This window comes from Pseudomonas sp. LBUM1669 (genome assembly GCF_059695705.1).
The window spans coordinates 5916309-5939786 of the sequence record NZ_CP166784.1 but is presented as its reverse complement, the minus strand read 5'-3'; the positions used below and the strand labels follow the sequence as shown (position 1 = coordinate 5939786).

The following is a 23478-nucleotide window of genomic DNA, read 5'->3' as shown; positions in this document are numbered from 1 at the left end:
TACATGACACACCACCGGTTCCGGAGCTTTATGGACGCCAAGAAAGAAGGCAAGACCCCAAACCTGTCGCCGGAAGAACGGCACGAGGTCGACAAGAACCAGCCACCGCGCGCCGCGGTGCTGCACGAGATCATTCGCACCCAGGGTGATCAGGAACTCGAGCGCAGTGTCGCCGCCTTGTGGTGGTCGGCACTGGCCGCCGGCCTGACCATGGGGTTGTCGCTGATGGCCATGGGATTGCTCAACTCCCGACTGCCGGACGGTGAAGGCTTCAAGGTGATCGCCAGTTTCGGCTACTGCGCTGGCTTTCTCGCGGTAATCCTCGCCCGTCAGCAGTTGTTCACCGAGAACACCCTGACGGCCGTGCTGCCGATCATGACCAAACCCACACTGAACAATTTCGGCCGATTGCTACGCCTCTGGTCGGTGGTGCTGGTCGGCAACCTCTGCGGCACGCTGCTCGTGGCCTACGTGATGCTCAATCTGCCGATTTTCGACAGCAAGACCGACCTGGCTTTCCTCGATATCGGGCGCAAGATCATGGAAAACGACGCCAGCCAGATGTTCGCCAAAGGCATCGTCTCGGGCTGGATGATTGCCACCATGGTCTGGATGATCCCATCCATGGAGAGCGCCAAGATGTGGATCATCATCCTCATCACTTACCTGATGGCGCTGGGGGATTTCACCCACATCGTGGTCGGTTCGGCGGAGGTCTCGTACCTGGTGTTTGCCGGCGAGTTGCCGTGGAAGGATTTCTGGCTGGTGTTCGCCGGGCCGACGCTGGCGGGGAACATTATCGGCGGCAGCTTCATCTTCGCGCTGATCAGCCACGCGCAGATCCGCAGCGAGAGCGGCCCGCCGAAGAAGACGGCGGATCAGAATTCGGAGCCTGATCCGCAGAAGAGCAAAAAGTAATCAGTGATGCCCGGCCTGTTCAGCCGGACACATTGACCGCGGCCGCCCCGCGACGTTGCAGGTATATATAGAACAGCGCCGTCAGCACCGTCAGGCCACTGACCAGCGCTCCGGTCCACGGCAGATCCGCCAGGTCCGCACCGCTGGCAACCACCAGGCCGCCGATCCAAGCGCCCGCCGCGTTGCCGAGATTGAAAGCGCTCTGGTTCAGCGTCGAGCCGAGGTTCGGGGCATCATGCGCCTGATCGATGATCAGCAGTTGCAGAATCGGGCACAGGGCAAAGGCAAAAATCCCCCATAGCACCAGCGTGATCGCCGCCGGAATAACCGAGTGACTGGTCTGGCTAAAGGCAGCCAATACCACCGCGACGGCCAGCGCCATGCCCACTAATGAAGGCAGTAATCGGCTGTCTGCAAGACGACCGCCCAGCATGCTGCCCGCCGTCAGGCCGACGCCAAACAACAGCAGCATGATCGTCACGCCATGCGGGCTGACACCGGTGATGTCCTGCAGAATCGGCGCGATGTAGGTGAACACGCTGAACAAGCTGGTCGACGCCAGCACGCTCATGCCCAAGGCCAGCAACACATTGACCTTGCCCAGCACTTTGAACTCGCTGGCGAGGTTGGCCTTGTCCATCGCGATGTCCTTCGGCAGCCAAAGCCACTGCGCGAGGGCTGCAATCACGCCGATTACCGAGACCGCCCAGAACGTCGAACGCCAACCGGCGTATTGCCCGAGCGCGGTGCCCAATGGCACGCCGAGCACGTTGGCCAGCGTCAGGCCGGTGAACATCATGGCAATGGCCTGCGCTCTTTTGTTCGGCGCAACCAGCCCCGCCGCGACCACTGAACCGATGCCAAAAAACGCACCGTGGCACAGCGCGGTGACCACTCGTGCGGCCATCAATGTGGCGTAGTTCGGCGCCAATGCGCACAACACGTTGCCGAGGATGAACATCAGCGTCATGCCCAACAGCGTGGCTTTGCGCGGCATGTTGGCGGTGCCGATAGCGAGGATCGGCGCACCGAACACCACGCCCAGGGCGTAGCCGGTGATCAGCAGGCCGGCGTGGGGAATGCTCACGGCGAGGTCGCGGGCGACGTCGGGCAGCAGGCCCATGATGACGAATTCAGTGGTGCCGATGCCGAACGCGGCAACAGCAAGGGCGAGCAAGGCGAGTGGCATGCGCAAGGTCTCTGTCGGTAGTCTTGACGCTCTGATCAGGCATACGCATGCCGATGACCGTTCTCGATGAGCGCGGGCAGTGGCAGAAATTATTGGAATTAGTCTGTGCGCAACTGAGTGCGGCGTGGTCGCGTGCAGTATAAACAGCTGCTGACCTATGGCGAATCAATTATCCATGCGCTTCCCGTAGGAGCCAGCGGTCAATAAAAGGAGTGTGCCGTGCTTGCGACGGCTTTGGTGTTGGTGGCGGCGCTGTTGCACGCGGCGTGGAATACCCTGATCAAATTCAGCGCCGAACGTCTGCTGGTGGTGGCCTGCATGGACAGCGTCGCGATGCTGTTTGTCGCTCTGATGCTGCCGTTCGTGGCGCTGCCACCGAGTGAAATCTGGCCGTGGATTCTGGCGTCGGCGGCGTTCGAATTGCTCTATCGCTATCTGTTGATCCAGGCGTATCGAGTCGGCGACCTCGGGTTGGTCTATCCGTTGATGCGTGGGCTGTCGCCGCTGGTGGTGCTGGCACTGACGCTGATCTTCGCTGGCGAAGTGCTGACGAATCAGCAGATCTTCGGAATCCTGTTGATCCCGTTTGGCATGCTGTGCCTGCTCTGGCAGGGCGGCGGGGGTGCGCGTCTACCGTGGTCGATGTTGCCGGTGGTGGCGCTGATCGGCCTGTGCATCGGCTGCTACACCTTCATCGATGGCCAGGCGTTACGGCGCTGGTCGCACCCTCTGGACTATCTGGTCTGGGTCACGTTGCTCAGCGCCTGGCCGTTCCCATTGCTGGCGTTAGTGCGCAAGCGCCCGGCGTTCATGCTGTTCTGGCGTGAACAGTGGCGACTGGGGCTGGCGGTCGGGTTCTGCGTGTTGTTCAGCTACGCTTTGGTGCTGTGGGCAATGCAGCTGGGGTCGATTGCCGAAGCGGCGGCGTTGCGCGAGATCAGCGTGATCCTGGTGGTGCTGTTCGGCATGCGTTACCTGAAAGAACCTTTCGGCAGGCCAAGGCTCTTAGCCTGTGGGCTCGTGCTGATCGGTATTTTGGTGATGAAGTTCTGACGGGTACTCAACATTCTAAAACTGAAGAAAGGACTGCTTTATGACGGTTGCTCTGTGGTGCATTTTGATCGCGATTTTCCTGCCCTATCTCTGCACGGGCATTGCCAAGGTCAGCGGCAGGTTCGGGCTGCAAGACAACCATGACCCCCGGGACTTTCTTGATTCGCTGAATGGTTTGGGTCGACGCGCGTATGCGGCGCAACTGAACAGTTTTGAAGTGACCCCGGCGTTCGCGACGGCGGTGATTGTTGCGCACCTGGTGGGCACGGCGCAGCTGGTGACGGTCAACGTGCTGGCGGTGCTGTTTATCACCAGTCGGCTGCTGTACATCATTTGCTATCTGGCGGACTGGGCGATTTTGCGGTCGCTGGTGTGGTTTGTGGGGATGGGGTTGATTGCCAGTTTCTTTGTAGTATCGGTCTGAAAGAACGTCGGTGATTGTGCTGGCCTCATCGCGAGCAGGCTCGCTCCCACATTGGAATGCGCTCCCTCTGTGGGAGCGAGCCTGCTCGCGATAGCTATCTGACTGCCAGTGCAGATTTCAGGGCTTATCTTTTACTGCATCGGCAACTTGTGGCACTTGCGGCAACGCCGCGCCTTTAGGCCAGAGCATCCAGATCTGCCCTTGCTGCTTCATATCCCCAGCCAGTTGCCCGGCCGCCTCGCCAGTGCCCCAGAACAGATCCGCACGCACTTCGCCAGCAATCGCGCCGCCCGTGTCTTGCGCCGCCACGGGCCGTACCAGTGCTGTGCCGTCCGGTCTGGTGGTGGATAACCACAACAGGCTGCCCAGCGGAATCACTTTGCGATCCACCGCCGCACTGTAACCGGCCGTCAGCGGAACGTTCAGCGAGCCGCGTGGCCCTTCGTTGCTGTCCGGGTTGCGGGTGAAAAACACATAACTCGGGTTGCTGCCCAGCAGTTCCGGAATACGCGATGGATTGGCCTTGGCCCACGTGCTGATGGCACCCATGGTCACGTCTTCTTTCTTCAGCTCGCCTTGCTCCACCAGCCAGCGCCCGATGGGGCGGTATGGATGGCCGTTCTGGTCAGCGTAAGCGATGCGCAACTGACGACCGTCGTCGAGCTGAATGCGCCCCGAACCCTGGATTTGCAGAAATTGCAGGTTCATCGGGTCGGTCAGCCACGCAACCACTGGCGCCTTGACCCCGTTGGTCTCGATCGTTGCCGCATCGTCGTAAGGTTTGAGTACGCGTCCTTCGAGACGTCCGCGCAGGCGTTTGCCCTTGAGTTCGGGGTAGATGCTGTCCAGCGAGACAATGATCATGTCCTCGGGCACGCCGTACACCGGAATGTTCGCCACTTCGGTCTGGGTCAGGCTGCCCGGGTAGACCGGCTCGTAATAGCCGGTGATCAAACCGTTGGGATTGTCATTGGCGGCGCGCAGGCCGTAGACATCGAGGTTCTGCTTGAGGAAGCCGCGAATGTCGCTGGCGGTCTGCGGCACATTGGCCGAAGCCGCGCAGGTCGAGCCCCAGACCGGGTCGGCCTTGAGCCGGGTGCAGGCGCTGCGCCACGAGCCGAAGCCGGCGACCAGATCGGTGTCGGACACCGCCGGCAGTGCTTCCCAGCTGGCACTGGAGTAAGTCGCCAGCGCGTGGGTCTTAGGGGTGTTTTTATCGCCGCCGGTGCAGCCGGCGAGCACGGCCACCATTGGAAGAGTCCACACGAGGTGGTGACGCCATGTCTTGAAACGGCTGTTCATGGAGTAATTCCTTTGCCGGTTGCCTGAGTGCTCCATGCGCTCAAACAACCCGTATTGATAATAGGGCTATTGGTCTTTGCCGATGACGCGAGGATACTGGCCGCCGTTTCCCGTGACCTGAAGCCACCATGACTCTTAAAAGACTTTCTGTTGTATTGCTGGCCTGCCTGACCTTGTCTGCCTGCGGTGGGGTTGATCCGAATTCGCCGCTGGGACAACGCAAGGCGATCTTCAAACAGATGCTCAAGACCGGCGAAGACCTGGGTGGCATGTTGCGTGGTCGTATCCCGTTCGACGGTCCGAAATTTGCGGAAGGCGCCGTGAAGCTCGACACCTTGTCCCGTGAGCCGTGGAAACATTTCCCGCAGGTGCGCGAAGAAGATCACACCAGCGCCAAGGACAATGTGTGGCAGCAGCAGGCGCGTTTCCAGGACATGGTTCGCACCCTTGAAGCCGCCACCGGTGAGTTGGTGATTGCCAGCAAGGTTCAGCCTTACAAGGCCAGTAATCTGGGCCCGGCGGTGCAGAAAGTCGAAGATGCCTGCAGTGCCTGCCATAAAGAGTTTCGGGATCATTGATTCTCGGGTGTGATCTGGGTAGACCTGCTGCGCAACTGTGGCGAGGGAGCTTGCTCCCGCTCGGCGGCGAAGCCGTCGTAAACCCGGAAAATGCGGTCTGCCTGAATAACCGCGTTTAGGGCCGCTTCGCAGCCCGGCGGGAGCAAGCTCCCTCGCCACAGGTAAGCCCCCGATTCAGTGATGGCTTACTTATCCAGCTCGTCGAGCGCGTCCTGCAATTCCTTGCGGGACTCGGCGAGTTTATCTTTGCGCTTGTTGATCTTGTCCGGATCGCCTTTCTTCATGGCTTTGTCCAGGTCGGACTGACGCTTGCTGACTTCATGCTTGGCGTCGAGCACCTTGTTTTCCCGTTCCTTCTTCAGCGAGGCGTCGGTGCAATGGGCGGTGACTTCGCTCAGGGCCGTTTCGAGGCCGGCCTGCTGTTCGGCGTTGCCGTGGGATTTGGCCAGTTCGATCTGATTGATGATGCCCTGTTTCTTGGCGGCGCAGCCGGTGAGCCCTGGGGCTTCTTCGGCGGCCATCAGGGGAGCGGCCATCACGCTGCAAAGGGTCAGCAAGGCGAGCGGTGAAAGAAATTTCATAAAAGCTCCATGTGCAAAGACAATCGGGTCGATGTGGCGATGGGCGTTTGAGCCCGTTGGCACCTTTGGGTTCCCGGGCTGCCAGGTGTCGCCGACGTTTAAAAGCCGTCAATCCCGGCTATGCGTAATGTTTGACTCAGTGCCAGGACGTGCGGGTCGCGGAAAAACGCGCTCAATTGCGCCGCGCGTCCCGGGCCGATTCCTGCTTCTGCCTGCCATTGTTCGGTGTTTCTATTCGCCAGTTCCTGCCATGAATCGGCAAGCCGTGCCTGGCCGGTCGGCGGCAACCCCAAGGCTTTGAGCCAGCGAGCAAACGGACGTTGCCGGGCGCTGTGAAAACTGTCTGAAAGACGAGCCGCGCTGCGCTCGCCGAAGCCGGCAATGTTAGCAAGCTCTTGAGCATCGAGGGTCAACCAATCCAGCAGGCCGTTTAGGCGGCCTGTTTCGAAAAGTTTCTCCCAAGTGCCAGGGCCGACATGGGGCAAAGCCAGTCCCTGTTTGCCGCTGAGCCAGGTCAGGCGCGCGAGGAATTGGCTCTCGCATCCTGATGTCGGTTGCCAGCAACTCAAATGATGAAAGTCTGCTGCCGACGGCACGTTCAATTCCGTGCGTTCGGTACTGCGCAGCACGACACCGTCGAGCCTTGGAATGGTCAACCCCGCCAAGCTGACGGACACCTGATCGCCGGGGCGGATATCCAGTTCCTCCCAACGCCGCAGGGAGCTGACGCTGACGCGCTTGATCTGTCGGTCATCGAGCTTCACGGGTGCAAGATCGAGCACCGGTGTAATCCGCCCAGTCCGTCCGATCTTGAAGTGGACCTTGCGAACTTCGGCCAGTGCCTGGGCGAACGGATACTTCCAGGCAACGCTCCAGAAGGAGGGTCGCGCTTGCCAGCGATCGGCCGGTGGCCGCTGGCTCTGACGCAAAACGACACCGTCACTGGCGAAGGGCAGGGGCGTGCGATACCAGTGATCGCGCCATCGTTCCGCGTCGGCAAACACCTTGATCGGCTGGCTGTAAGGCGCAGTGCCCGGAAAACCCATTTCATCGAGAGTCGCCACGCGAGCGGGCAGGCTTGCCGGACCTTGCGGCCAATCCCAGACAAACAATCCGATTCCACCGGCCTGTTCTGCGTTCAGCTCTTTGCGCGCCATCAGCCCGGCCACCGTGGAGCGGGCGTTGAGGCTGCCTGCCTTGGCTTGCACATGGTCGGTCAGGCGCCAATAGAGTTCGCCTTGCACCAGCAAATCCAAGGGTTGCGGCAGTTGCCGGGGGATGGCGGGAATCAGTCGCGCCGAAGTGGTCCAGTCTTGGCCGTTGACTCCGTCACCGCGACTGATCGCCTGGCGCAGCAAACCGTTGCGATAGATCAGCGTCACCGCCACCCCATCGACCTTGGGTTGTATCCAGATGTCGCTTCGATCACGTATCCAGTCTTCTACGGCACTTCCATCACGGAGTTTGTCCAGGCCGGTATGGGCGATGGGATGGGTAATCTTGCCGCCCGCCGTGCGCAAGGGGTCGGGCGCCAGACTCAAATCAAAACACTCACGCCATTCGCTCAATCGCGCGTGGGACTGATCATAGATTTCATCGGCGACCCGTGAGCGTCCGTGGCGGTGATAATTGTCGTCCCAGAAATCGATCTGTTTTTGCAGGGCGGTGATTTCGTCCAGGGCGCGGGCGGGTGGCCAGTCGGGGCAGTCGGCAGCGTTTGAGCTCAGGCAAAACAGGGTCAGGAACAAAGCGGAAAACAGGCGCAGAAGCATCGTGAGCGTCCTTGCTCAGGGGGGATGCATGAAGGTTAGTCAGTATTTTCTTGGGGGAAGAGTGGGTGTTTTGCCTGGTGTTTCCGGAGGTGACCAGGCTGGCCCCATCGCGAGCAGGCTCACTCCCACAAGAGCCTCTGCCGTACACAAAATCTGTGCTCACTAAAGATCCAATGTAGGAGCGAGCCTGCTCGCGATGGGGGCAGCCGGGTATAAAGCAGACCCAATAAAAAACCCCGCACGGCGAACCGTGCGGGGTTTTTGGTGCCGCCAGGAAAGTCTTACAGGCCGGCTGCAGTACGCAGGTCGTCGGCGCGATCGGTCTTTTCCCAGGTGAACGTGGTGAAGGTGTCTTCGCCCACAGTCTTGGTCGCCGGGGTGCGGCCGAAGTGGCCATACGCAGCGGTTTCCTGGTACATCGGGTGCAGCAGGTCGAGCATGGTGGTGATCGCGTATGGGCGCAGGTCAAAAATTTCGCGGACCAGTTTGACGATCTTGTCGTCGCTGATCTTGCCGGTGCCGAAGGTGTTCAACGAGATCGACGTAGGCTGGGCAACACCGATCGCGTAGGAAACCTGGATCTCGCAGCGCTCGGCCAGGCCGGCAGCGACGATGTTCTTGGCCACGTAACGACCGGCGTAGGCCGCCGAGCGGTCAACCTTCGATGGATCTTTACCGGAGAACGCGCCGCCGCCGTGACGGGCCATGCCGCCGTAGCTGTCGACGATGATCTTGCGACCGGTCAGGCCGCAGTCGCCCACCGGGCCACCGATGATGAACTGGCCAGTCGGGTTGATGTGGAACTGGGTGTCTTTGGTCAGCAGTTCGGCAGGCAGTACGTGCTTGACGATCAGCTCCATCACGCCTTCGCGCAGGTCTTTGTACGACACTTCAGGGTTGTGCTGAGTCGACAGTACAACAGCGTCGATACCAACAACCTTGCCGCCTTCGTAACGGCAAGTCACTTGCGACTTGGCGTCCGGGCGCAGCCAAGGCAGCAGGCCGGATTTACGGGCTTCGGCCTGGCGCTGCACAAGCTGGTGCGAGAAGGTGATCGGTGCTGGCATCAGCACGTCGGTTTCGTTGCTGGCGTAGCCGAACATCAGGCCCTGGTCGCCGGCGCCCTGATCTTCAGGCTTGGCACGGTCGACACCCTGGTTGATGTCAGGGGATTGCTTGCCGATGATGTTCATCACGCCGCAAGTGGCACCGTCGAAGCCGACATCGGAGCTGTTGTAGCCGATGTCCAGAATGACGTTACGCACGATTTCTTCCAGGTCGACCCAGGCCGACGTGGTGACTTCACCTGCGATAATTGCCACGCCGGTTTTAACCAGAGTTTCGCACGCTACGCGGGCGAACTTGTCTTCAGCAATGATGGCGTCCAGCACCGCATCGGAAATCTGGTCGGCGATTTTGTCCGGATGCCCTTCGGACACGGACTCGGAGGTGAAGAGGGAGTATTCGCTCATCTCGATTTTTTCCTGAATTTACCGATGGTGAGTGTCGCCAGCCGGTCGCTGAAAATGGCGGACCTGGATCTGGAAACCATTACGTAAGCCTACATAGAGGCTTTCCCCGGGAACGAGTCCCGCAGCGGTGGCCCAACGGGCCAAATCGTCCTGTTCAAACCCCAACCACAGATCACCGCAGGCCTCCCTGGCCCAACTCTGGTTGTGGCTACATAACTCTGTCACGAGCAGGCTACCGCCCGGTTGCAGCAAGTCGGCCATGTGCTTGAGCGCTTCGGCCGGCGCGGCGAAATGGTGCAGCACCATGTTCAGTACAACGCAATCGGCCTGAAGGCTGACGCCATTCAATGCATCGGCCAGTTGCAGGCTGACGTTAGCCAGCGTTTCACGTTCGCAGACCTGACGCGCCAGTTCGAGCATCGCCGGGCTGTTGTCCAGCGCCGTGACCTCGGTGAAGCGGCGTGCCAGTTCCGGCAAAAATTCACCGTCGCCGGGGCCGACTTCAATGGCCGTCGGGCCGTCTCTGAAACTCAGCTTGTCGAGCAGCGCCACCACGCTATCGCGGTACTGCGGCAGACCGGCGATCAAGTCTTGCTGGGCGCGAAATTTCTCCGCCACCCGTGAGAAGAAGTCCTGGCTGGCCGCCGCGCGTTGCCCATGGACCTGAGCGATCCGCGACTGCACATCGGCCGGCAGGGTCAGGTTGTCCACTTCTTCCAGCAGGGCGGCGTGCAGCTTGCCGCCCAGCAGGTCGGTGTGGGGCAGGGCGCGACGGTAGAAAATCGCGTTGCCTTCACGGCGGGTCGCCACCAGGTCGGCCTGGGCCAGGACCTTGAGGTGGTGACTCATGCCGGACTGACCAATCCCGAAGATCTGCGCCAGTTCCAGTACGCCAAACGAATCGTTGGCCAGCGCGCGCAATACATTCAGTCGCAGAGGATCGCCGCCGGCCTTGCACAGGGCCGCCAGCTCATCGCAATCGTCATGTCGAATGGAAGGCACGCGTAAATTCATAAGGCCAGCAGTCTAGTGACGCTCAGAAATCACCGCAAGGGCAATATCAAAAAGTTTTGATATTGGTCGATAGATGGCACTTCCAGACGTTAGGTTCAGTCAACAAACGAACTGCAGAAAGGTTTCATCAGTCGAAACCGCTGTTAACAATTGGAAAAACGCCTCCAGATGACTATCTGTCATTGCCCCGAGGCGGGTGGGTGAGGGAAAATGCTCGCCTTTTTTCCGTTTCGTTTTATTCACTCTCGATACAGAACCCGCAGGAGAACAGCGATGCCCAGCCGTCGTGAGCGTGCCAACGCCATTCGTGCCCTCAGCATGGATGCCGTGCAAAAAGCCAACAGCGGCCATCCCGGTGCCCCGATGGGTATGGCGGATATCGCCGAAGTACTTTGGCGTGACTACCTGAAGCACAACCCGAGCAATCCATCGTTCGCCGACCGTGACCGCTTCGTGCTGTCCAACGGTCACGGTTCGATGTTGATCTACTCGCTGCTGCACCTGACCGGCTACGACCTGTCGATCGATGACCTGAAAAACTTCCGCCAGCTGCACAGCCGCACCCCGGGTCACCCGGAATTCGGCTACACCCCAGGCGTTGAAACCACCACCGGTCCGCTGGGCCAAGGCCTGGCCAATGCCGTCGGTTTCGCCCTGGCTGAAAAAGTCCTGGCGGCGCAGTTCAACCGTCCTGACCACAACGTTGTCGACCACCACACCTACGTGTTCCTGGGTGATGGCTGCATGATGGAAGGCATTTCCCACGAAGTCGGCTCCCTGGCCGGTACGTTGGGCCTGGGCAAGCTGATCGCCTTCTACGACGACAACGGCATCTCCATCGACGGCGAAGTCGAAGGCTGGTTCACCGATGACACCCCGAAGCGTTTCGAAGCCTACAACTGGCAGGTGATCCGCAACGTCGACGGTCACGACCCGGAAGAGATCAAGACCGCGATCGAAACCGCACGCAAAAGCGATCAGCCAACCCTGATCTGCTGCAAGACCACCATCGGTTTCGGTTCGCCGAACAAGCAAGGCAAAGAAGACTGCCACGGCGCCCCATTGGGTGACGCGGAAATCGCCTTGACCCGTGCTGCTCTGAAATGGAACCACGGTCCGTTCGAAATCCCGGCTGACATCTATGCCGAGTGGGACGCCAAGGAAGCCGGCCGCGCGGCCGAAGCCGAGTGGGATCAGCGTTTCGCTGCCTACTCCGCAGCTTTCCCTGAGCTGGCCAACGAACTGGTCCGTCGCCTGGGCGGCGATCTGCCGGAAGACTTCGCGGAAAAAGCCTCGGCTTACATCGCTGAAGTCGCGGCCAAGGGCGAAACCATCGCCAGCCGTAAAGCCAGCCAGAACGCACTGAATGCCTACGGCCCGCTGTTGCCTGAATTGCTGGGCGGCTCCGCTGACCTCGCGGGTTCCAACCTGACCCTGTGGAAAGGTTGCAAAGGTGTTTCGGCTGAAGACGCCAGCGGCAACTACATGTACTACGGCGTTCGCGAATTCGGCATGAGCGCGATCATGAACGGCGTGGCGTTGCACGGCGGTCTGGTGCCTTACGGCGCCACCTTCCTGATGTTCATGGAATACGCTCGCAACGCCGTGCGCATGGCTTCGCTGATGAAGAAACGCGTGGTGTTCGTCTACACCCACGACTCCATCGGTCTGGGCGAAGACGGCCCGACTCACCAGCCGATCGAGCAACTGACCAGCCTGCGCAGCACGCCGAACCTCGACACCTGGCGTCCAGCTGATGCCGTTGAATCGGCCGTTTGCTGGAAAGAAGCCATCGAGCGCAAGGACGGCCCTTCGGCGCTGATCTTCTCGCGTCAGAACCTGCAGCATCAGGAACGCAGCGCGCTGCAGATCGCCGACATCGCCCGTGGCGGTTACGTGCTGAAGGACTGTGCAGGCGAGCCTGAGCTGATCCTGATCTCTACCGGTTCGGAAGTCGGTCTGGCGGTTCAGGCTTACGACAAGCTGACCGAGCAAGGTCGCAAGGTGCGTGTTGTTTCGATGCCGTGCACCAGCGTGTTCGATGCTCAGGACGCCGGTTACAAGCAAGCGGTTCTGCCGTTGCAGGTCAGTGCCCGTATCGCCATCGAAGCCGCGCACGCGGACTACTGGTACAAGTACGTGGGCTTGGAAGGCCGCGTGATCGGCATGACCACCTTCGGCGAGTCGGCGCCTGCGCCGGCCTTGTTCGAAGAGTTCGGCTTTACCCTGGAAAACATCCTGGGTCAGGCTGAAGAGCTGCTGGAAGACTGATCCAGAAGTTGCGTTATCGGGGCTGACGTCTTCGCGGGCAAGCCTCGCTCCTACAAGGGATCGCGTTGTTTTCAAGACAACCGAAGACCTGTAGGAGCGAGGCTTGCCCGCGAAGGCGGCAGTCCTGGCAACCTCATTCCCAAGCTTCATCGAGAACCCCATGCCTCAACCGCGTCCTTACAAAGTTGCACTCAACGGCTACGGCCGGATTGGTCGTTGCGTCTTGCGTGCGTTGTTTGAGCGAGGCTCGACGGCTGGGTTTGAAATTGTCGCGATCAACGATCTGGCTGACATGGCTAGCATCGAATACCTGACACGCTTCGACTCCACTCACGGGCGCTTTCCCGGCGAAGTGCGAGTAGAAGGCGATTGTCTGCATATTAAGGGCGACTGCGTGAAGGTCCTGCGCAGTGCCACCCCCGAAGGCATCGATTGGGCGTCCCTGGGCGTCGATCTGGTGCTGGAGTGCTCCGGTGCTTACAACACGCGTGCCGATGGCCAGCGCTTCCTTGATGCCGGCGCACCCCGCGTGCTGTTTTCCCAGCCGATGGCCAGCGAGGCGGATGTCGACGCCACCATCGTCTACGGCGTGAACCAGGATTGCCTGACCGGCGACGAGCTGCTGGTGTCGAACGCGTCCTGCACCACCAACTGCGGCGTGCCGCTGTTGCGCCTGCTGGATCAAGCCATTGGTCTGGAATACGTGTCGATCACCACCATTCACTCGGCGATGAACGATCAGCCGGTCATCGACGCCTATCATCACGAAGACCTGCGCCGCACGCGTTCGGCGTTCCAGTCGGTGATTCCGGTGTCCACTGGTCTGGCGCGTGGCATCGAGCGCCTGCTGCCGGAACTTGCCGGGCGAATTCAGGCCAAAGCCGTGCGGGTGCCGACGGTTAACGTGTCTTGCCTCGACATTACGATGCAGACCGTCAGCGACACCGACGCCACCGAGGTCAACCGGATTCTGCGCGAGGCCGCCACCAGCGGCCCGCTCAAAGGCCTTCTGGCCTACACCGAGTTGCCTCACGCCAGTTGTGATTTCAACCATGACCCACATTCGGCCATCGTCGATGCCAGTCAGACCCGAGTTTCCGGCCCAAGGCTGGTGAACATCCTGGCCTGGTTCGACAACGAATGGGGTTTTGCCAACCGAATGCTGGACGTTGCAGAACACTATCTGCAAACAGCGACTCAAAAACCGTAAACCAGGAATTGCGACCCATGACCGTGTTGAAGATGACCGACCTCGATCTGCAAGGTAAGCGCGTACTGATCCGCGAAGACCTCAACGTCCCAGTCAAGGACGGTGTAGTCACCAGCGATGCGCGAATCCTGGCTTCGCTGCCGACCATCAAGCTGGCCCTGGAAAAAGGCGCGGCCGTGATGGTCTGCTCGCACCTTGGCCGTCCGACCGAAGGCGAGTTCTCGGCCGAGAACAGCCTCAAGCCCGTCGCCGACTATCTGAGCAAGGCCCTGGGCCGTGAAGTGCCGCTGGTCGCCGATTACCTGGGCGGTGTCGACGTCAAGGCCGGCGACATCGTGCTGTTCGAAAACGTGCGCTTCAACAAGGGCGAGAAAAAGAACGCTGACGAACTGGCCCAGCAATACGCCGCCCTGTGCGACGTCTTCGTGATGGACGCCTTCGGCACCGCTCACCGCGCCGAGGGTTCGACCCATGGCGTGGCCAAGTTCGCCAAAGTCGCCGCCGCTGGCCCGCTGCTGGCTGCTGAGCTGGACGCACTGGGCAAAGCCCTTGGCGCCCCGGCCCAGCCGATGGCTGCCATCGTTGCCGGTTCCAAGGTCTCGACCAAACTCGACGTGCTGAACAGCCTGAGCCAGATCTGCAACCAGCTGATCGTCGGCGGTGGCATTGCCAATACCTTCCTGGCCGCTGCCGGTCACCCGGTCGGCAAGTCGCTGTACGAGCCGGACCTGCTCGACACCGCTCGCGCCATCGCCGCCAAGGTCAGCGTGCCTTTGCCAGTGGACGTGGTGGTTGCCAAGGAATTCGCTGAAAGCGCGACCGCTACCGTCAAGCTGATTGCTGACGTGGCCGCCGACGACATGATCCTGGACATCGGCCCGCAGACCGCGGCGAATTTCGCCGAGCTGCTGAAGTCGTCCAAGACCATCCTGTGGAACGGTCCGGTCGGTGTATTCGAATTCGATCAATTCGGTAACGGCACCAAAGTGCTGGCCCAGGCCATCGCGCAAAGCTCGGCGTTCTCGATTGCTGGCGGCGGCGACACCCTGGCGGCCATCGACAAATATGGCGTTGCCGATCAGATCTCCTACATTTCCACCGGTGGCGGCGCGTTCCTCGAGTTCGTGGAAGGCAAGGTTTTGCCTGCCGTTGAAGTCCTGGAAAGTCGGGCCAAGGGCTGAGGTCATTCATTTGACCAAGCAAAGGAGTGTTCTCATGGTCAAGCCATTAGCGCTGCTGATCGCTGCGGGTATGCTGGTGGCTTGCGGGAGTAACCCGAAAGCCAAGCCGGATCCTGCGCCGCAGTCGGTGGAAAAAGGCTGCTACCAGGCCGACTGGCAAGCGGAAACCAACCCGGTGATCAACAAGCGATCCGGGCCTGATGGCCTGGAGAAATACGAGACGCAGACCCCGGCCAAGGAACATGGTTGCCCTTGACGGGTCAGACACTTTACTCAGGGCTGGCGGCGTGCGCCGTCAGTCGAGGAACATGGATGAAAGGTTTTATCGCCGTTACGGCGTTGGCATTGCTGGCCGGTTGCTCGAATTTCAACCTGTTCAAGCCTGCCGAATCGACGGACAACTGGACCACCTGGACCTGCGACAGCCAGGCCAAAGTGCTCTGGCGCTACACCGACGACAGCCGCAAGGAAGTCGACGTGCGCCTCGGCGGGGCCGATCAGGTCTACCGCTTGAAGCTTGAACCGGGCGCCGAAGGTTCGCTGTACAGCAACGACATGTTGGCGTTTCACGTAAAAGGTGAGGAAGGCCTGGTTTACTGGGTCGCCACCAATGATTTGATCGGCCGCGGTTGTAAAGCGCAGTAATTGAGGCTTGTGCGAAACCTGTAGGAGCGAAGCTTGCTCGCGAAGACGTCATCACATTCAACACATGTGCTGCCAGTTAAACCGCTTTCGCGAGCAAGCTTCACTCCTACGGGAATTCGATGGCTTGTAGAGATTTTGGCATCACCGAATTCGCAGCCCGGGCCAACCCCCGATCTGCAATAACTTGAATAGCCGCCGCCGCTACGGCAGGCTGGCACGATTAACGACCCTCAACCGGGAGAGACACACACAATGGCACTTATCAGCATGCGCCAGATGCTGGACCACGCAGCCGAGTTCGGCTACGGCGTTCCAGCCTTCAACGTCAACAACCTTGAGCAGATGCGCGCCATCATGGAAGCCGCTGACAAGACTGACTCCCCGGTGATCGTCCAGGCCTCGGCCGGTGCTCGCAAATACGCCGGCGCCCCATTCCTGCGTCACCTGATCCTGGCCGCCATCGAAGAATTCCCGCACATCCCGGTGTGCATGCACCAGGACCACGGCACCAGCCCTGACGTCTGCCAGCGCTCCATTCAACTGGGCTTCAGCTCGGTGATGATGGACGGTTCCCTGGGCGAAGACGGCAAGACCCCGACCGACTACGACTACAACGTGCGCGTTACCCAACAAACCGTGGCCCTGGCTCACGCCTGCGGCGTATCGGTAGAAGGCGAGCTGGGTTGCCTGGGTTCGCTGGAAACCGGCATGGCCGGTGAAGAAGACGGCATCGGCGCCGAAGGCGTTCTGGATCACAGCCAAATGCTGACCGACCCGGAAGAAGCCGCTGACTTCGTCAAACGCACCCAGGTCGATGCCCTGGCCATCGCCATCGGCACCAGCCACGGCGCGTACAAGTTCACCAAGCCGCCTACCGGCGACGTGCTGGCCATCGACCGCATCAAAGAAATCCACAAACGCATCCCGAACACCCACTTGGTGATGCACGGTTCGTCTTCGGTTCCACAAGACTGGCTGGCGATCATCAACCAGTACGGCGGCGACATCAAAGAAACCTACGGCGTGCCGGTTGAAGAGATCGTTGAAGGCATCAAGCACGGCGTGCGTAAGGTCAACATTGATACTGACTTGCGGTTGGCTTCGACCGGTGCGATGCGTCGGTTGATGGCTACCAACCCGAGCGAGTTTGACCCGCGCAAGTTCTTTGGCGCGACTGTTACTGCCATGCGTGATGTGTGTATCGCACGTTATGAAGCGTTTGGTACTGCCGGTAATGCTTCGAAGATCAAGCCGATCTCGTTGGAAGCGATGTATCAGCGGTATTTGAAGGGTGAGTTGAACGCTAAGGTTAACTAAGGCTTTATTGTTTAGCAGTACTAAAAAACCCGCAGAGATGCGGGTTTTTTATTGTCTGATTTTTACTGCTGCTTAGGCGTATCAAATCCGCGCTGTTCGATGACCCCAAAAACGTCGGCAATGTCCTGAACCATAATTCGGGCAATGTTAGTGACGGTGTTGATGTCGTGTTCTGCATAGTCCGGCAGGCTGGTGCAGGCCATGAGGTTCAGATATTTGAGGACGGCGTTGAGGCGTTCGCTGACGCAGTTGTGGAGTTCGCGTAGAGGGGCGTCGTTGTCGATGAGCAGGACGGGGTAGTCGGTGGCGAGTTGGGACATTGGGGTGAAGCGGCGGGGCGGTTTGTTCATGGTCATAAGTAAATCTTCCTCGTATCTGAAAGAAGAGCTACTACCGTTCGCTGCGAAACGATTGGGGTGGTAGCTATGTGCGGGTTCGCAGACCAGGGATACGAGGAACCCGGCAGACCCGAAGGTCTCCCACACACAGCCACCATAAAAAGGAGGGCGAGCGTTTACGCGCCCCTTTTTTCGAGGCGCTAGGTTACTACACGTATCGTCAGGGCTGCGAAACCCTATCGCCAACAATGTCAGCGACAGGCCAACTTTAGACAGCGATTCGGGTAGCCGCAATCGGGCTGTAGGACGTGAATGCGGTCATTGTGGCAAGGGCACTCGTTCCCGTTCGGCGACGCAGGCGCCGTAAATCGGGGGGTGTGGTGTGTCTGGGGGAATCAGGTGGCAGGATTTGGGGCTACTTCGTAGCCCCGCGGGAGCAAGCTCCCTCGCCACAGTCGGAGGCGTCCTACACTTTTTTCGGACGCTGTAGCAGCTGTCGAGCCTGCGAGGCTGCGTCCGGCTGCGCAGCAGTCGTCAAGAGATTGCGAGGACTTCGTCCTCGGACGCAGCCTCGCGCAGCTCGACAGCTGCTACAGGGGCAGAGGTGTTTTTACTTGTCGTGATCAATATCCAGCTTGCTGAACGTCACTTTCCCGCCTTCGCTGGTGTACCCGGTGTGGTCTTGCACATAGACCCCGGCCTTGAAATACAGTGGCTTGTCACGCCACGTCGCGCTGATGTCGGTGTCCCACTGATAACCCGCCGCACTAATGCCCAGCGCGCCGCCTGGGCTCAGGTGGATGAGGTAGGAAAACTCCCGGTCAAGTTTCACCCCGGTGGCGATGGTGATGATCCGGCCTTCGCCGTCATCCGGGCGCATGCGCACCTTGGCGACGATGTTGCCCGACTGTGTGCTGGTCTTGTACTGATACTCGAGCTTCACCATGGGTTTCTGGCTTTCATAGGCGTGGATCTGGCCGATGACGATTTTGCCTGAGCTCGGTACCTGGTTGACCGCGAGGGTGGCACGCAGTGAATTGTCGGCGTCCGGGTAGAGCCAGTTGCGCAGGGTACCGTTACTGTAGGTTTCGCGCAGTTCGGTGCGAGGGTATTTTGCGTTTTCAGTTTTAGATCCGGTGACCGGGGCCCAGAAAAACAAGGTGCCGGTGTCGGAGTGGAAGTATTGATCCTTGAAGCCATCCACCAGTTTTGACGTGTCAACGGTGTACGGCGGATTGCCGACGGGAACACTGAGGTTCCAGGTTGCGAGATCGATCATAGACAAAAGCTTCCACGGATTTTTTACTGCACGCACGTGCCAGAAGCTCTGGCACGCGCCTTGGGGGCAATCCTTATAAGCGCAGAAGTTCAATTTGTTAATGCGTAAATGACAAACGGATGGCGTCAAAATCCTGTTAAAAGGCCATCTTTCCCGGTTTCAGGGGGCTGTAGAAGCGACCGTTAGTCGGCAAATGTACTCGATGGTTAAATGATGGCGCACTGATAGCTTCTGCTTTAGCGGATCCCGGTCTAGAGTGAAGGCTCAGTATTTGTCCGGTTTTCACGAGAAACCGGCCTGACGCCCCGAATAAGAGAAGCAGCATGGAATGCGCGCACCCCACGCCAGCTGAAGGCAGCTCGATCCTTTTAATCGTTGATGATTACCCCGAAAACCTGATCAGCATGCGTGCGTTGCTCCAGCGCCAGGATTGGCAGGTCATTACCGCAGCTTCCGGTTTTGAAGCCCTCAGTCTTTTGCTCGAACACGATGTCGACCTGGTGCTGCTGGATGTGCAGATGCCGGGCATGGACGGTTATGAAGTGGCGCGTCTGATGCGCGGCAGTCAGCGAACCCGTCTCACACCGATTATTTTCCTGACCGCCAACGAACAATCCCAGGATGCCGTGATCAAGGGCTATGCCAGTGGTGCGGTGGATTACCTGTTCAAGCCGTTCGACCCGCAAATTCTCAAGCCCAAAGTACAGGCGTTGCTCGAGCATCAGCGCAATCGCCGTGCGTTGCAGCGCCTGAGCCACGATCTGGAGGTCGCTCGCGCGTTTAATGCCTCGGTGCTGGACAATGTCGCCGAAGGCATCCTGGTGGTGGGTGAGGACGGTCTGATCCGCTTTGCCAACCCGGCGATGTCGCGGTTGCTCAATGCCACGGTGCAAGACCTGCAAGGCAGAGAGTTTCTGGATTTCCTGCAGAAGCCGCACATCCCGGTCTGGGCGGACTCAGACTTTTACACCGGCTACAAACGCGGCGAAACCCTGCGCCTGCACGACGCGTTGCTGCGAACGGCGCCCGGCCAGCAAGTGCCGGTGGCGCTGTCTTGTGCGCCATTGCCCAGCGAACAACATGCGATGGTGGTGACGGTGCTGGACATGTCGGTGGTGCGCCATCTGCATCAGCAACTGGAGTTCCAGGCGGTGACGGACCCGCTGACCGGGCTGCTCAATCGTCGCGGCTTCTACCAGACGGTGGAGAATCTGCTGCTGCGCGGTGAACGGTCTGACGGCGCCTGGGTGCTGCTGTACCTGGACCTCGATGGATTCAAGCGCGTCAACGATTCCCTCGGTCACGATGCCGGCGACCGGGTGCTGCGCTGGGTGTCCGAGCAATTGAAAGCCTGCCTGCGGCCCTTCGACATTCTGGCGCGTATGGGTGGCGATGAGTTCACGGCGTTGCTGGATCTGGAGTTCCCGGAGCAAGCAGCGAAGATTGCCGAGAAGCTCATTGAACGGGTGTCGATCTGTCAGCAGATTGATGGTCTGGATATCGCCTTGGGCGCCAGCATCGGCATCGCCACTTTCCCGGATTGCGGTTCCAATCTCGACGGTTTGCTACGTGCGTCGGACATCGCCATGTACGAGGCCAAACGCGCCGGCCGTCAGCAGTACCGTTTCTATGATCACGAAATGAACGGCCGGGCCCGCTCGCGGCTGATGCTCGAAGAGAGCGTGCGCACGGCCATCGAGAACCGTGATTTTAATCTGGTGTACCAGCCGCAGGTCGCCATCGACAGCGGGCAGATTCGGGGGTTCGAGGCTCTGCTGCGCTGGCAACACCCAAGTGTCGGCGATGTACCGCCGGGGCTGTTTTTGCCGTTGCTGGAAGAAGCGCGGCTGATCAGTCGTCTGGGCAGCTGGATTTACCATCGCGGGGCCGGCCAGCGCAAAGCCTGGGAAACCTTGTTTGCCGAAGACCTGGTTCTGGGGGTGAGTTTGAGCAGCACCCAGTTCGGCATGCCCAACCTGGTCACTGAATTGCGCCAGGTATTGGAACGTCACGGCTTGCAACCGCGTTATCTGGAAGTCGAAGTGACGGAAGAAGCGTTGATGCAAAACCCCGAAGAAACCCGCAAGACGCTGCGCTTGCTGCGCAATCTCGGGGTGCGGGTGGCGCTGGATGACTTCGGCACCGGACCTTGCTCGCTGGCGCATCTGCGCGACCTTGAGCTGGACACGCTTAAGCTTGACCGACATTTGATCGCCCGATTGCCGGCGTCCGAACGGGATGCGGCACTGGTGCGCAATGTGATCGACCTGTGCAAGCAATACGGGATGCTGGTGATTGCCGAAGGGGTGGAAACCATTGCGCAATATGAATGGCTGCAAGCCAACGGCTGCCAGTACGTGCAAGGTTTTCTGGTGGGGCGGCCGATGATGGCCGAGGACGCTAGCGACTTTGTGGCGCCGTTTGACTGGAGCGCGCTGACCCGCTGAATTCGCTACACTGGCGACCTTTTCGTGATTCGTGTTGCCGACCCTGATGACCGCGTTGAAATACCTCCAGGCCTATCCCGCTGCGTTGCAGGACCAGGTGCGCCAGCTGATCGCCGAAGGTCGGCTGGGCGACTACCTGAGCCAGCGCTACCCGGAAAAACACGCGGTGCAGAGTGACAAGGCGCTGTACACCTTTGCGTTGGACCTCAAGCAGGAATACCTGCGCAATGCGCCGTCCATCGACAAGGTGCTGTTCGACAACCGCCTCGACCTGACCCATCGCGCCCTTGGCCTGCACACGACGATCTCGCGGGTGCAGGGCGGCAAGCTCAAGGCCAAGAAGGAAATCCGCGTGGCCTCGTTGTTCAAGGAAGCGCCCTCCGAGTTTCTGAAAATGATCGTGGTGCATGAGCTGGCGCACTTTAAAGAGTCGGATCACAACAAGGCGTTCTACAAGCTCTGCGAACACATGTTGCCGGGGTATCACCAGGTGGAATTTGATCTGCGGGTGTACCTGACGTGGCGGGATATGCAGTAAAGGGAGTGTTTGGATGGATGTAAGCAAGACCAAGAGCAGCTTCTATCGCCGGTTGTACGTGGCGTACCTGATCGACAGTGGCCTGGCCAGCAGCGTCCCGGCGCTGACCGAAGTGACCGGCATGCCCCGGCGCACGGCGCAGGACACGATTGCGGCGTTGGCGGATCTGGACATCATTTGCGAGTTCGAGCAGGAAGAGGGCGCGCGCAATCATGCGGGGCGCTATCGGATCCGCGAGTGGGGGGCGATTGATCGGGGGTGGATCGAGCGTAATTTACGGCAGATTAAAGCGGTGCTCGAGTATCCCTGAGTTCTTCGATGATACAGCTGGCGCCATCGCGAGCTGGCTCGCTCCCACATTTGACCGCGGTCCCCTGTGGGAGCGAGCCAGCTCGCGATGAGGCCCTCAAGGACGACGCATCCCGATATGCGGAATGTCATCCTCCAGAAACTCCTCACCCGACACCACAAACCCGTACCGCCCGTAATACCCCTGCAAATGCGCCTGGGCCGAGAGATAGATCGGCACCTCAGGCCAGCGTTTCCCGGCCTGCTTCAACCCCTGGGCCATCAAATCATGTCCCAGTCCGGCGCCACGGGCGCCAGGCGCTATAATCACCCGCCCGATCACCACGTCTCCGCCCTGCGTTTCCGGATCGAGCAAGCGCAGGTAGGCCACCAGCCGATCCCCGTCCCACGCCATCAAATGGCAGGTGTCACCTTCCAGATCCTGGCCATCGACATCCTGGTAGGCGCATTTCTGTTCGACGACGAACACTTGCGCACGTAACTGGAGAATGGCGTACAGCTGCTCTTTCCCCAGATCGCTGTGGTGTTTGCAGACCCAATCGATTGTCATCTTCACTTTCCTTGAGCAACGTCCTTCGGATACTAAGCGTCCTGGCGATAGATGTCTTTATGGTGGAGAAATCTGTGACAAAGGCCAAAATGCCATCATTCATCTCGCGCGGCGCTGTCTTCTTTGTGTAATCTGCAATGAAGCGCTGTGCAGTCGCTCCCATGAGCTAATGTTGAGTACCTGAGTGTCGGTACATGAGTCTTGGAGTTTTGGCAGAAAAACACACCGGGCAGCCCGCCCGCTAAGGATTTTCTAGCATGCCGCGATTGCATCGAGCGTTTGCTTTGATTGGATTGCTGTTGCTGACACAAAGCGCGGCAGCGGAAAGGCTGCGTCTGGTCGCCGACGCCTGGCCGCCGTTTACCGACGCCACGCTGGTCAACGGTGGCTTGGCCACCGACATCGTCAGCACTGCGCTGGCCCGGGCGGGCTACGCCAGTGATTTTGAACAGGTGCCTTGGGCGCGAGCGTTGCTCGGCGTCGGCGAGGGCCGTTACGACGTGCTGGTCAATGCCTGGTACACCGACGAGCGCACCAAGCTGGGCCAGTTCTCCGGCGAATATCTGCTCAACCGCGTGCGCTTTCTCAAGCGCAAAGACGCGCCCATCGAATACAACAACTTGCAGCAATTGCACACTTACCCGATTGCGGTGGTGCGCGGTTATGCCTATTCATCGGAATTCGACGACGATGTGTCGCTGCAGAAAGTCCCTGTGCATAACTTCGCCATGGCCGTGCGCATGGTCGCGGCCGACCGGGTCAAGTTGACGCTGGAAGACGAATACGTGGCCCGTTATTACCTGGCTCGGGAATCATCCAAGGTTCGCAATGCCGTGGAGTTCTTGCCCAAGGCGTTGAGCGAGAACAGCTTGCACATATTGGTCAGCCTGAAAAATCCGCAGCATGAACAGATCGTCGCCGGTTTCGATCGCGAGATTGCCGAGATGAAGGCTGATGGCAGTTATGAGCGGTTGATGAAGCAGCATGGGATGTAAGCTTCGGTGAGGCTGATGGCCCCTTCGCGAGCAAGCCCGCTCCCACAGGGGCTTTGTGTCACACAATAGATCAATGTGGGAGCGGGCTTGCTCGC

At 59.7% G+C, this 23478-nt stretch carries 23 protein-coding genes; 14 read left to right on the top strand and 9 right to left on the bottom strand.

Annotated features, from left to right (window positions below; all coding sequences use genetic code 11):
* Positions 1-30: 30 nt before the first annotated feature.
* Entirely contained in the window at positions 31-918 is an 888-nt protein-coding gene (locus ACA051_RS27640) for a formate/nitrite transporter family protein (RefSeq protein WP_497306079.1), read from the top strand.
* A gap of 19 nt (positions 919-937) precedes the next feature.
* Here ACA051_RS27640 and ACA051_RS27635 read toward each other — a convergent pair whose 3' ends face one another.
* Positions 938-2107 carry an MFS transporter gene (locus ACA051_RS27635; RefSeq protein WP_497372664.1) on the bottom strand — a complete coding sequence of 390 codons (1170 nt, stop codon included), beginning with the start codon at positions 2105-2107 and terminating at the stop codon, positions 938-940.
* Positions 2108-2326: 219 nt separating this feature from the next.
* On the opposite strand from ACA051_RS27635, the gene ACA051_RS27630 reads away from it, so the two are divergent.
* Together ACA051_RS27630 and ACA051_RS27625 are read left to right on the top strand one after the other, a co-directional pair.
* Positions 2327-3160, top strand: coding sequence for an EamA family transporter (locus tag ACA051_RS27630; protein WP_497306076.1), 834 nt, complete (start codon positions 2327-2329; stop codon positions 3158-3160).
* A 40-nt stretch (positions 3161-3200) separates the two neighbouring features.
* Positions 3201-3584 (top strand): MAPEG family protein, encoded by a 384-nt coding sequence (locus tag ACA051_RS27625; protein ID WP_497306074.1) that lies wholly within the window; start codon positions 3201-3203, stop codon positions 3582-3584.
* Positions 3585-3701: 117 nt separating this feature from the next.
* Here ACA051_RS27625 and mltA read toward each other — a convergent pair whose 3' ends face one another.
* Complete coding sequence (gene mltA, locus ACA051_RS27620; RefSeq protein WP_497372662.1) at positions 3702-4886, bottom strand: murein transglycosylase A; 1185 nt, start codon at positions 4884-4886, stop codon at positions 3702-3704.
* 128 nt (positions 4887-5014) lie between these two features.
* Here mltA and ACA051_RS27615 point away from each other — a divergent pair, with 128 nt between their 5' ends.
* Positions 5015-5464, top strand: a complete 450-nt coding sequence (locus tag ACA051_RS27615; RefSeq protein WP_219095086.1) for a c-type cytochrome — start codon at positions 5015-5017, stop codon at positions 5462-5464.
* A gap of 185 nt (positions 5465-5649) precedes the next feature.
* Here ACA051_RS27615 and ACA051_RS27610 read toward each other — a convergent pair whose 3' ends face one another.
* From ACA051_RS27610 to ACA051_RS27595, 4 genes are all read right to left on the bottom strand, one after another.
* Positions 5650-6045 (bottom strand): DUF1090 domain-containing protein, encoded by a 396-nt coding sequence (locus ACA051_RS27610; RefSeq protein WP_497306070.1) that lies wholly within the window; start codon positions 6043-6045, stop codon positions 5650-5652.
* Positions 6046-6143: 98 nt separating this feature from the next.
* Positions 6144-7817 (bottom strand): NAD-dependent DNA ligase LigB, encoded by a 1674-nt coding sequence (gene ligB / locus ACA051_RS27605; RefSeq protein WP_497372660.1) that lies wholly within the window; start codon positions 7815-7817, stop codon positions 6144-6146.
* Positions 7818-8098: 281 nt separating this feature from the next.
* Complete coding sequence (metK, locus tag ACA051_RS27600; protein WP_010466931.1) at positions 8099-9289, bottom strand: methionine adenosyltransferase; 1191 nt, start codon at positions 9287-9289, stop codon at positions 8099-8101.
* 18 nt (positions 9290-9307) lie between these two features.
* Positions 9308-10303, bottom strand: a complete 996-nt coding sequence (locus ACA051_RS27595; RefSeq protein ID WP_497372658.1) for an ArsR/SmtB family transcription factor — start codon at positions 10301-10303, stop codon at positions 9308-9310.
* Positions 10304-10576: 273 nt separating this feature from the next.
* On the opposite strand from ACA051_RS27595, the gene tkt reads away from it, so the two are divergent.
* The 6 genes from tkt (at position 10577) to fba (ending at position 16927) form a co-directional block, all read left to right on the top strand.
* Positions 10577-12574, top strand: coding sequence for a transketolase (gene tkt / locus ACA051_RS27590; protein WP_497372656.1), 1998 nt, complete (start codon positions 10577-10579; stop codon positions 12572-12574).
* 160 nt (positions 12575-12734) lie between these two features.
* A complete protein-coding gene (gene epd, locus ACA051_RS27585) occupies positions 12735-13784 on the top strand; it encodes an erythrose-4-phosphate dehydrogenase (RefSeq protein WP_497306062.1) in 1050 nt (349 codons plus the stop codon).
* Positions 13785-13801: 17 nt separating this feature from the next.
* Entirely contained in the window at positions 13802-14965 is a 1164-nt protein-coding gene (locus ACA051_RS27580) for a phosphoglycerate kinase (protein WP_497306060.1), read from the top strand.
* Positions 14966-14999: 34 nt separating this feature from the next.
* Entirely contained in the window at positions 15000-15221 is a 222-nt protein-coding gene (locus ACA051_RS27575) for a hypothetical protein (protein ID WP_411960199.1), read from the top strand.
* Positions 15222-15277: 56 nt separating this feature from the next.
* Positions 15278-15610 carry an MliC family protein gene (locus ACA051_RS27570; RefSeq protein WP_077747251.1) on the top strand — a complete coding sequence of 111 codons (333 nt, stop codon included), beginning with the start codon at positions 15278-15280 and terminating at the stop codon, positions 15608-15610.
* Between the two features lie 252 nt (positions 15611-15862).
* Positions 15863-16927 carry a class II fructose-bisphosphate aldolase gene (gene fba / locus ACA051_RS27565; protein ID WP_219095091.1) on the top strand — a complete coding sequence of 355 codons (1065 nt, stop codon included), beginning with the start codon at positions 15863-15865 and terminating at the stop codon, positions 16925-16927.
* A 62-nt stretch (positions 16928-16989) separates the two neighbouring features.
* Here fba and ACA051_RS27560 read toward each other — a convergent pair whose 3' ends face one another.
* Together ACA051_RS27560 and ACA051_RS27555 are read right to left on the bottom strand one after the other, a co-directional pair.
* Positions 16990-17283 (bottom strand): fructose-bisphosphate aldolase, encoded by a 294-nt coding sequence (locus tag ACA051_RS27560; protein ID WP_497306058.1) that lies wholly within the window; start codon positions 17281-17283, stop codon positions 16990-16992.
* A gap of 592 nt (positions 17284-17875) precedes the next feature.
* On the bottom strand, positions 17876-18544 hold the full coding sequence (locus tag ACA051_RS27555; RefSeq protein ID WP_497306056.1) for a polysaccharide lyase family 7 protein: 669 nt from the start codon (positions 18542-18544) through the stop codon (positions 17876-17878).
* A 323-nt stretch (positions 18545-18867) separates the two neighbouring features.
* Here ACA051_RS27555 and ACA051_RS27550 point away from each other — a divergent pair, with 323 nt between their 5' ends.
* From ACA051_RS27550 to ACA051_RS27540, 3 genes are read left to right on the top strand one after another with little or no spacing between them, the layout of a single operon-like run.
* Positions 18868-20991, top strand: a complete 2124-nt coding sequence (locus tag ACA051_RS27550; RefSeq protein ID WP_497372654.1) for a putative bifunctional diguanylate cyclase/phosphodiesterase — start codon at positions 18868-18870, stop codon at positions 20989-20991.
* Positions 20992-21037: 46 nt separating this feature from the next.
* Positions 21038-21529: a M48 metallopeptidase family protein gene (locus ACA051_RS27545; RefSeq protein ID WP_497306053.1), complete on the top strand. Its 492-nt coding sequence runs from the start codon at positions 21038-21040 to the stop codon at positions 21527-21529.
* 13 nt (positions 21530-21542) lie between these two features.
* Positions 21543-21839, top strand: a complete 297-nt coding sequence (locus ACA051_RS27540) for a winged helix-turn-helix domain-containing protein (protein WP_090178776.1) — start codon at positions 21543-21545, stop codon at positions 21837-21839.
* 96 nt (positions 21840-21935) lie between these two features.
* Here ACA051_RS27540 and ACA051_RS27535 read toward each other — a convergent pair whose 3' ends face one another.
* Complete coding sequence (locus ACA051_RS27535; protein WP_497306051.1) at positions 21936-22388, bottom strand: GNAT family N-acetyltransferase; 453 nt, start codon at positions 22386-22388, stop codon at positions 21936-21938.
* A 257-nt stretch (positions 22389-22645) separates the two neighbouring features.
* Here ACA051_RS27535 and ACA051_RS27530 point away from each other — a divergent pair, with 257 nt between their 5' ends.
* Complete coding sequence (locus ACA051_RS27530) at positions 22646-23383, top strand: substrate-binding periplasmic protein (RefSeq protein WP_497306049.1); 738 nt, start codon at positions 22646-22648, stop codon at positions 23381-23383.
* Positions 23384-23478: the final 95 nt, after the last annotated feature.

Excerpts from the sequence above, each read along its gene's own strand:
- ACA051_RS27635 (WP_497372664.1), bottom strand. The coding sequence starts at position 2,107 with ATGCCACTCGCCTTGCTCGCCCTTGCTGTTGCCGCGTTCGGCATCGGC.
- ACA051_RS27575 (WP_411960199.1), top strand. The coding sequence starts at position 15,000 with ATGGTCAAGCCATTAGCGCTGCTGATCGCTGCGGGTATGCTGGTGGCT.
- ACA051_RS27640 (WP_497306079.1), top strand. The coding sequence starts at position 31 with ATGGACGCCAAGAAAGAAGGCAAGACCCCAAACCTGTCGCCGGAAGAA.
- metK (WP_010466931.1), bottom strand. The coding sequence starts at position 9,289 with ATGAGCGAATACTCCCTCTTCACCTCCGAGTCCGTGTCCGAAGGGCAT.
- tkt (WP_497372656.1), top strand. The coding sequence starts at position 10,577 with ATGCCCAGCCGTCGTGAGCGTGCCAACGCCATTCGTGCCCTCAGCATG.
- ACA051_RS27615 (WP_219095086.1), top strand. The coding sequence starts at position 5,015 with ATGACTCTTAAAAGACTTTCTGTTGTATTGCTGGCCTGCCTGACCTTG.
- ACA051_RS27540 (WP_090178776.1), top strand. The coding sequence starts at position 21,543 with ATGGATGTAAGCAAGACCAAGAGCAGCTTCTATCGCCGGTTGTACGTG.
- ACA051_RS27555 (WP_497306056.1), bottom strand. The coding sequence starts at position 18,544 with ATGATCGATCTCGCAACCTGGAACCTCAGTGTTCCCGTCGGCAATCCG.
- ACA051_RS27560 (WP_497306058.1), bottom strand. The coding sequence starts at position 17,283 with ATGACCATGAACAAACCGCCCCGCCGCTTCACCCCAATGTCCCAACTC.
- ligB (WP_497372660.1), bottom strand. The coding sequence starts at position 7,817 with ATGCTTCTGCGCCTGTTTTCCGCTTTGTTCCTGACCCTGTTTTGCCTG.
- ACA051_RS27595 (WP_497372658.1), bottom strand. The coding sequence starts at position 10,303 with ATGAATTTACGCGTGCCTTCCATTCGACATGACGATTGCGATGAGCTG.
- ACA051_RS27580 (WP_497306060.1), top strand. The coding sequence starts at position 13,802 with ATGACCGTGTTGAAGATGACCGACCTCGATCTGCAAGGTAAGCGCGTA.
- ACA051_RS27550 (WP_497372654.1), top strand. The coding sequence starts at position 18,868 with ATGGAATGCGCGCACCCCACGCCAGCTGAAGGCAGCTCGATCCTTTTA.
- mltA (WP_497372662.1), bottom strand. The coding sequence starts at position 4,886 with ATGAACAGCCGTTTCAAGACATGGCGTCACCACCTCGTGTGGACTCTT.
- ACA051_RS27570 (WP_077747251.1), top strand. The coding sequence starts at position 15,278 with ATGAAAGGTTTTATCGCCGTTACGGCGTTGGCATTGCTGGCCGGTTGC.
- ACA051_RS27610 (WP_497306070.1), bottom strand. The coding sequence starts at position 6,045 with ATGAAATTTCTTTCACCGCTCGCCTTGCTGACCCTTTGCAGCGTGATG.
- ACA051_RS27545 (WP_497306053.1), top strand. The coding sequence starts at position 21,038 with ATGACCGCGTTGAAATACCTCCAGGCCTATCCCGCTGCGTTGCAGGAC.
- epd (WP_497306062.1), top strand. The coding sequence starts at position 12,735 with ATGCCTCAACCGCGTCCTTACAAAGTTGCACTCAACGGCTACGGCCGG.
- fba (WP_219095091.1), top strand. The coding sequence starts at position 15,863 with ATGGCACTTATCAGCATGCGCCAGATGCTGGACCACGCAGCCGAGTTC.
- ACA051_RS27530 (WP_497306049.1), top strand. The coding sequence starts at position 22,646 with ATGCCGCGATTGCATCGAGCGTTTGCTTTGATTGGATTGCTGTTGCTG.
- ACA051_RS27535 (WP_497306051.1), bottom strand. The coding sequence starts at position 22,388 with ATGACAATCGATTGGGTCTGCAAACACCACAGCGATCTGGGGAAAGAG.
- ACA051_RS27625 (WP_497306074.1), top strand. The coding sequence starts at position 3,201 with ATGACGGTTGCTCTGTGGTGCATTTTGATCGCGATTTTCCTGCCCTAT.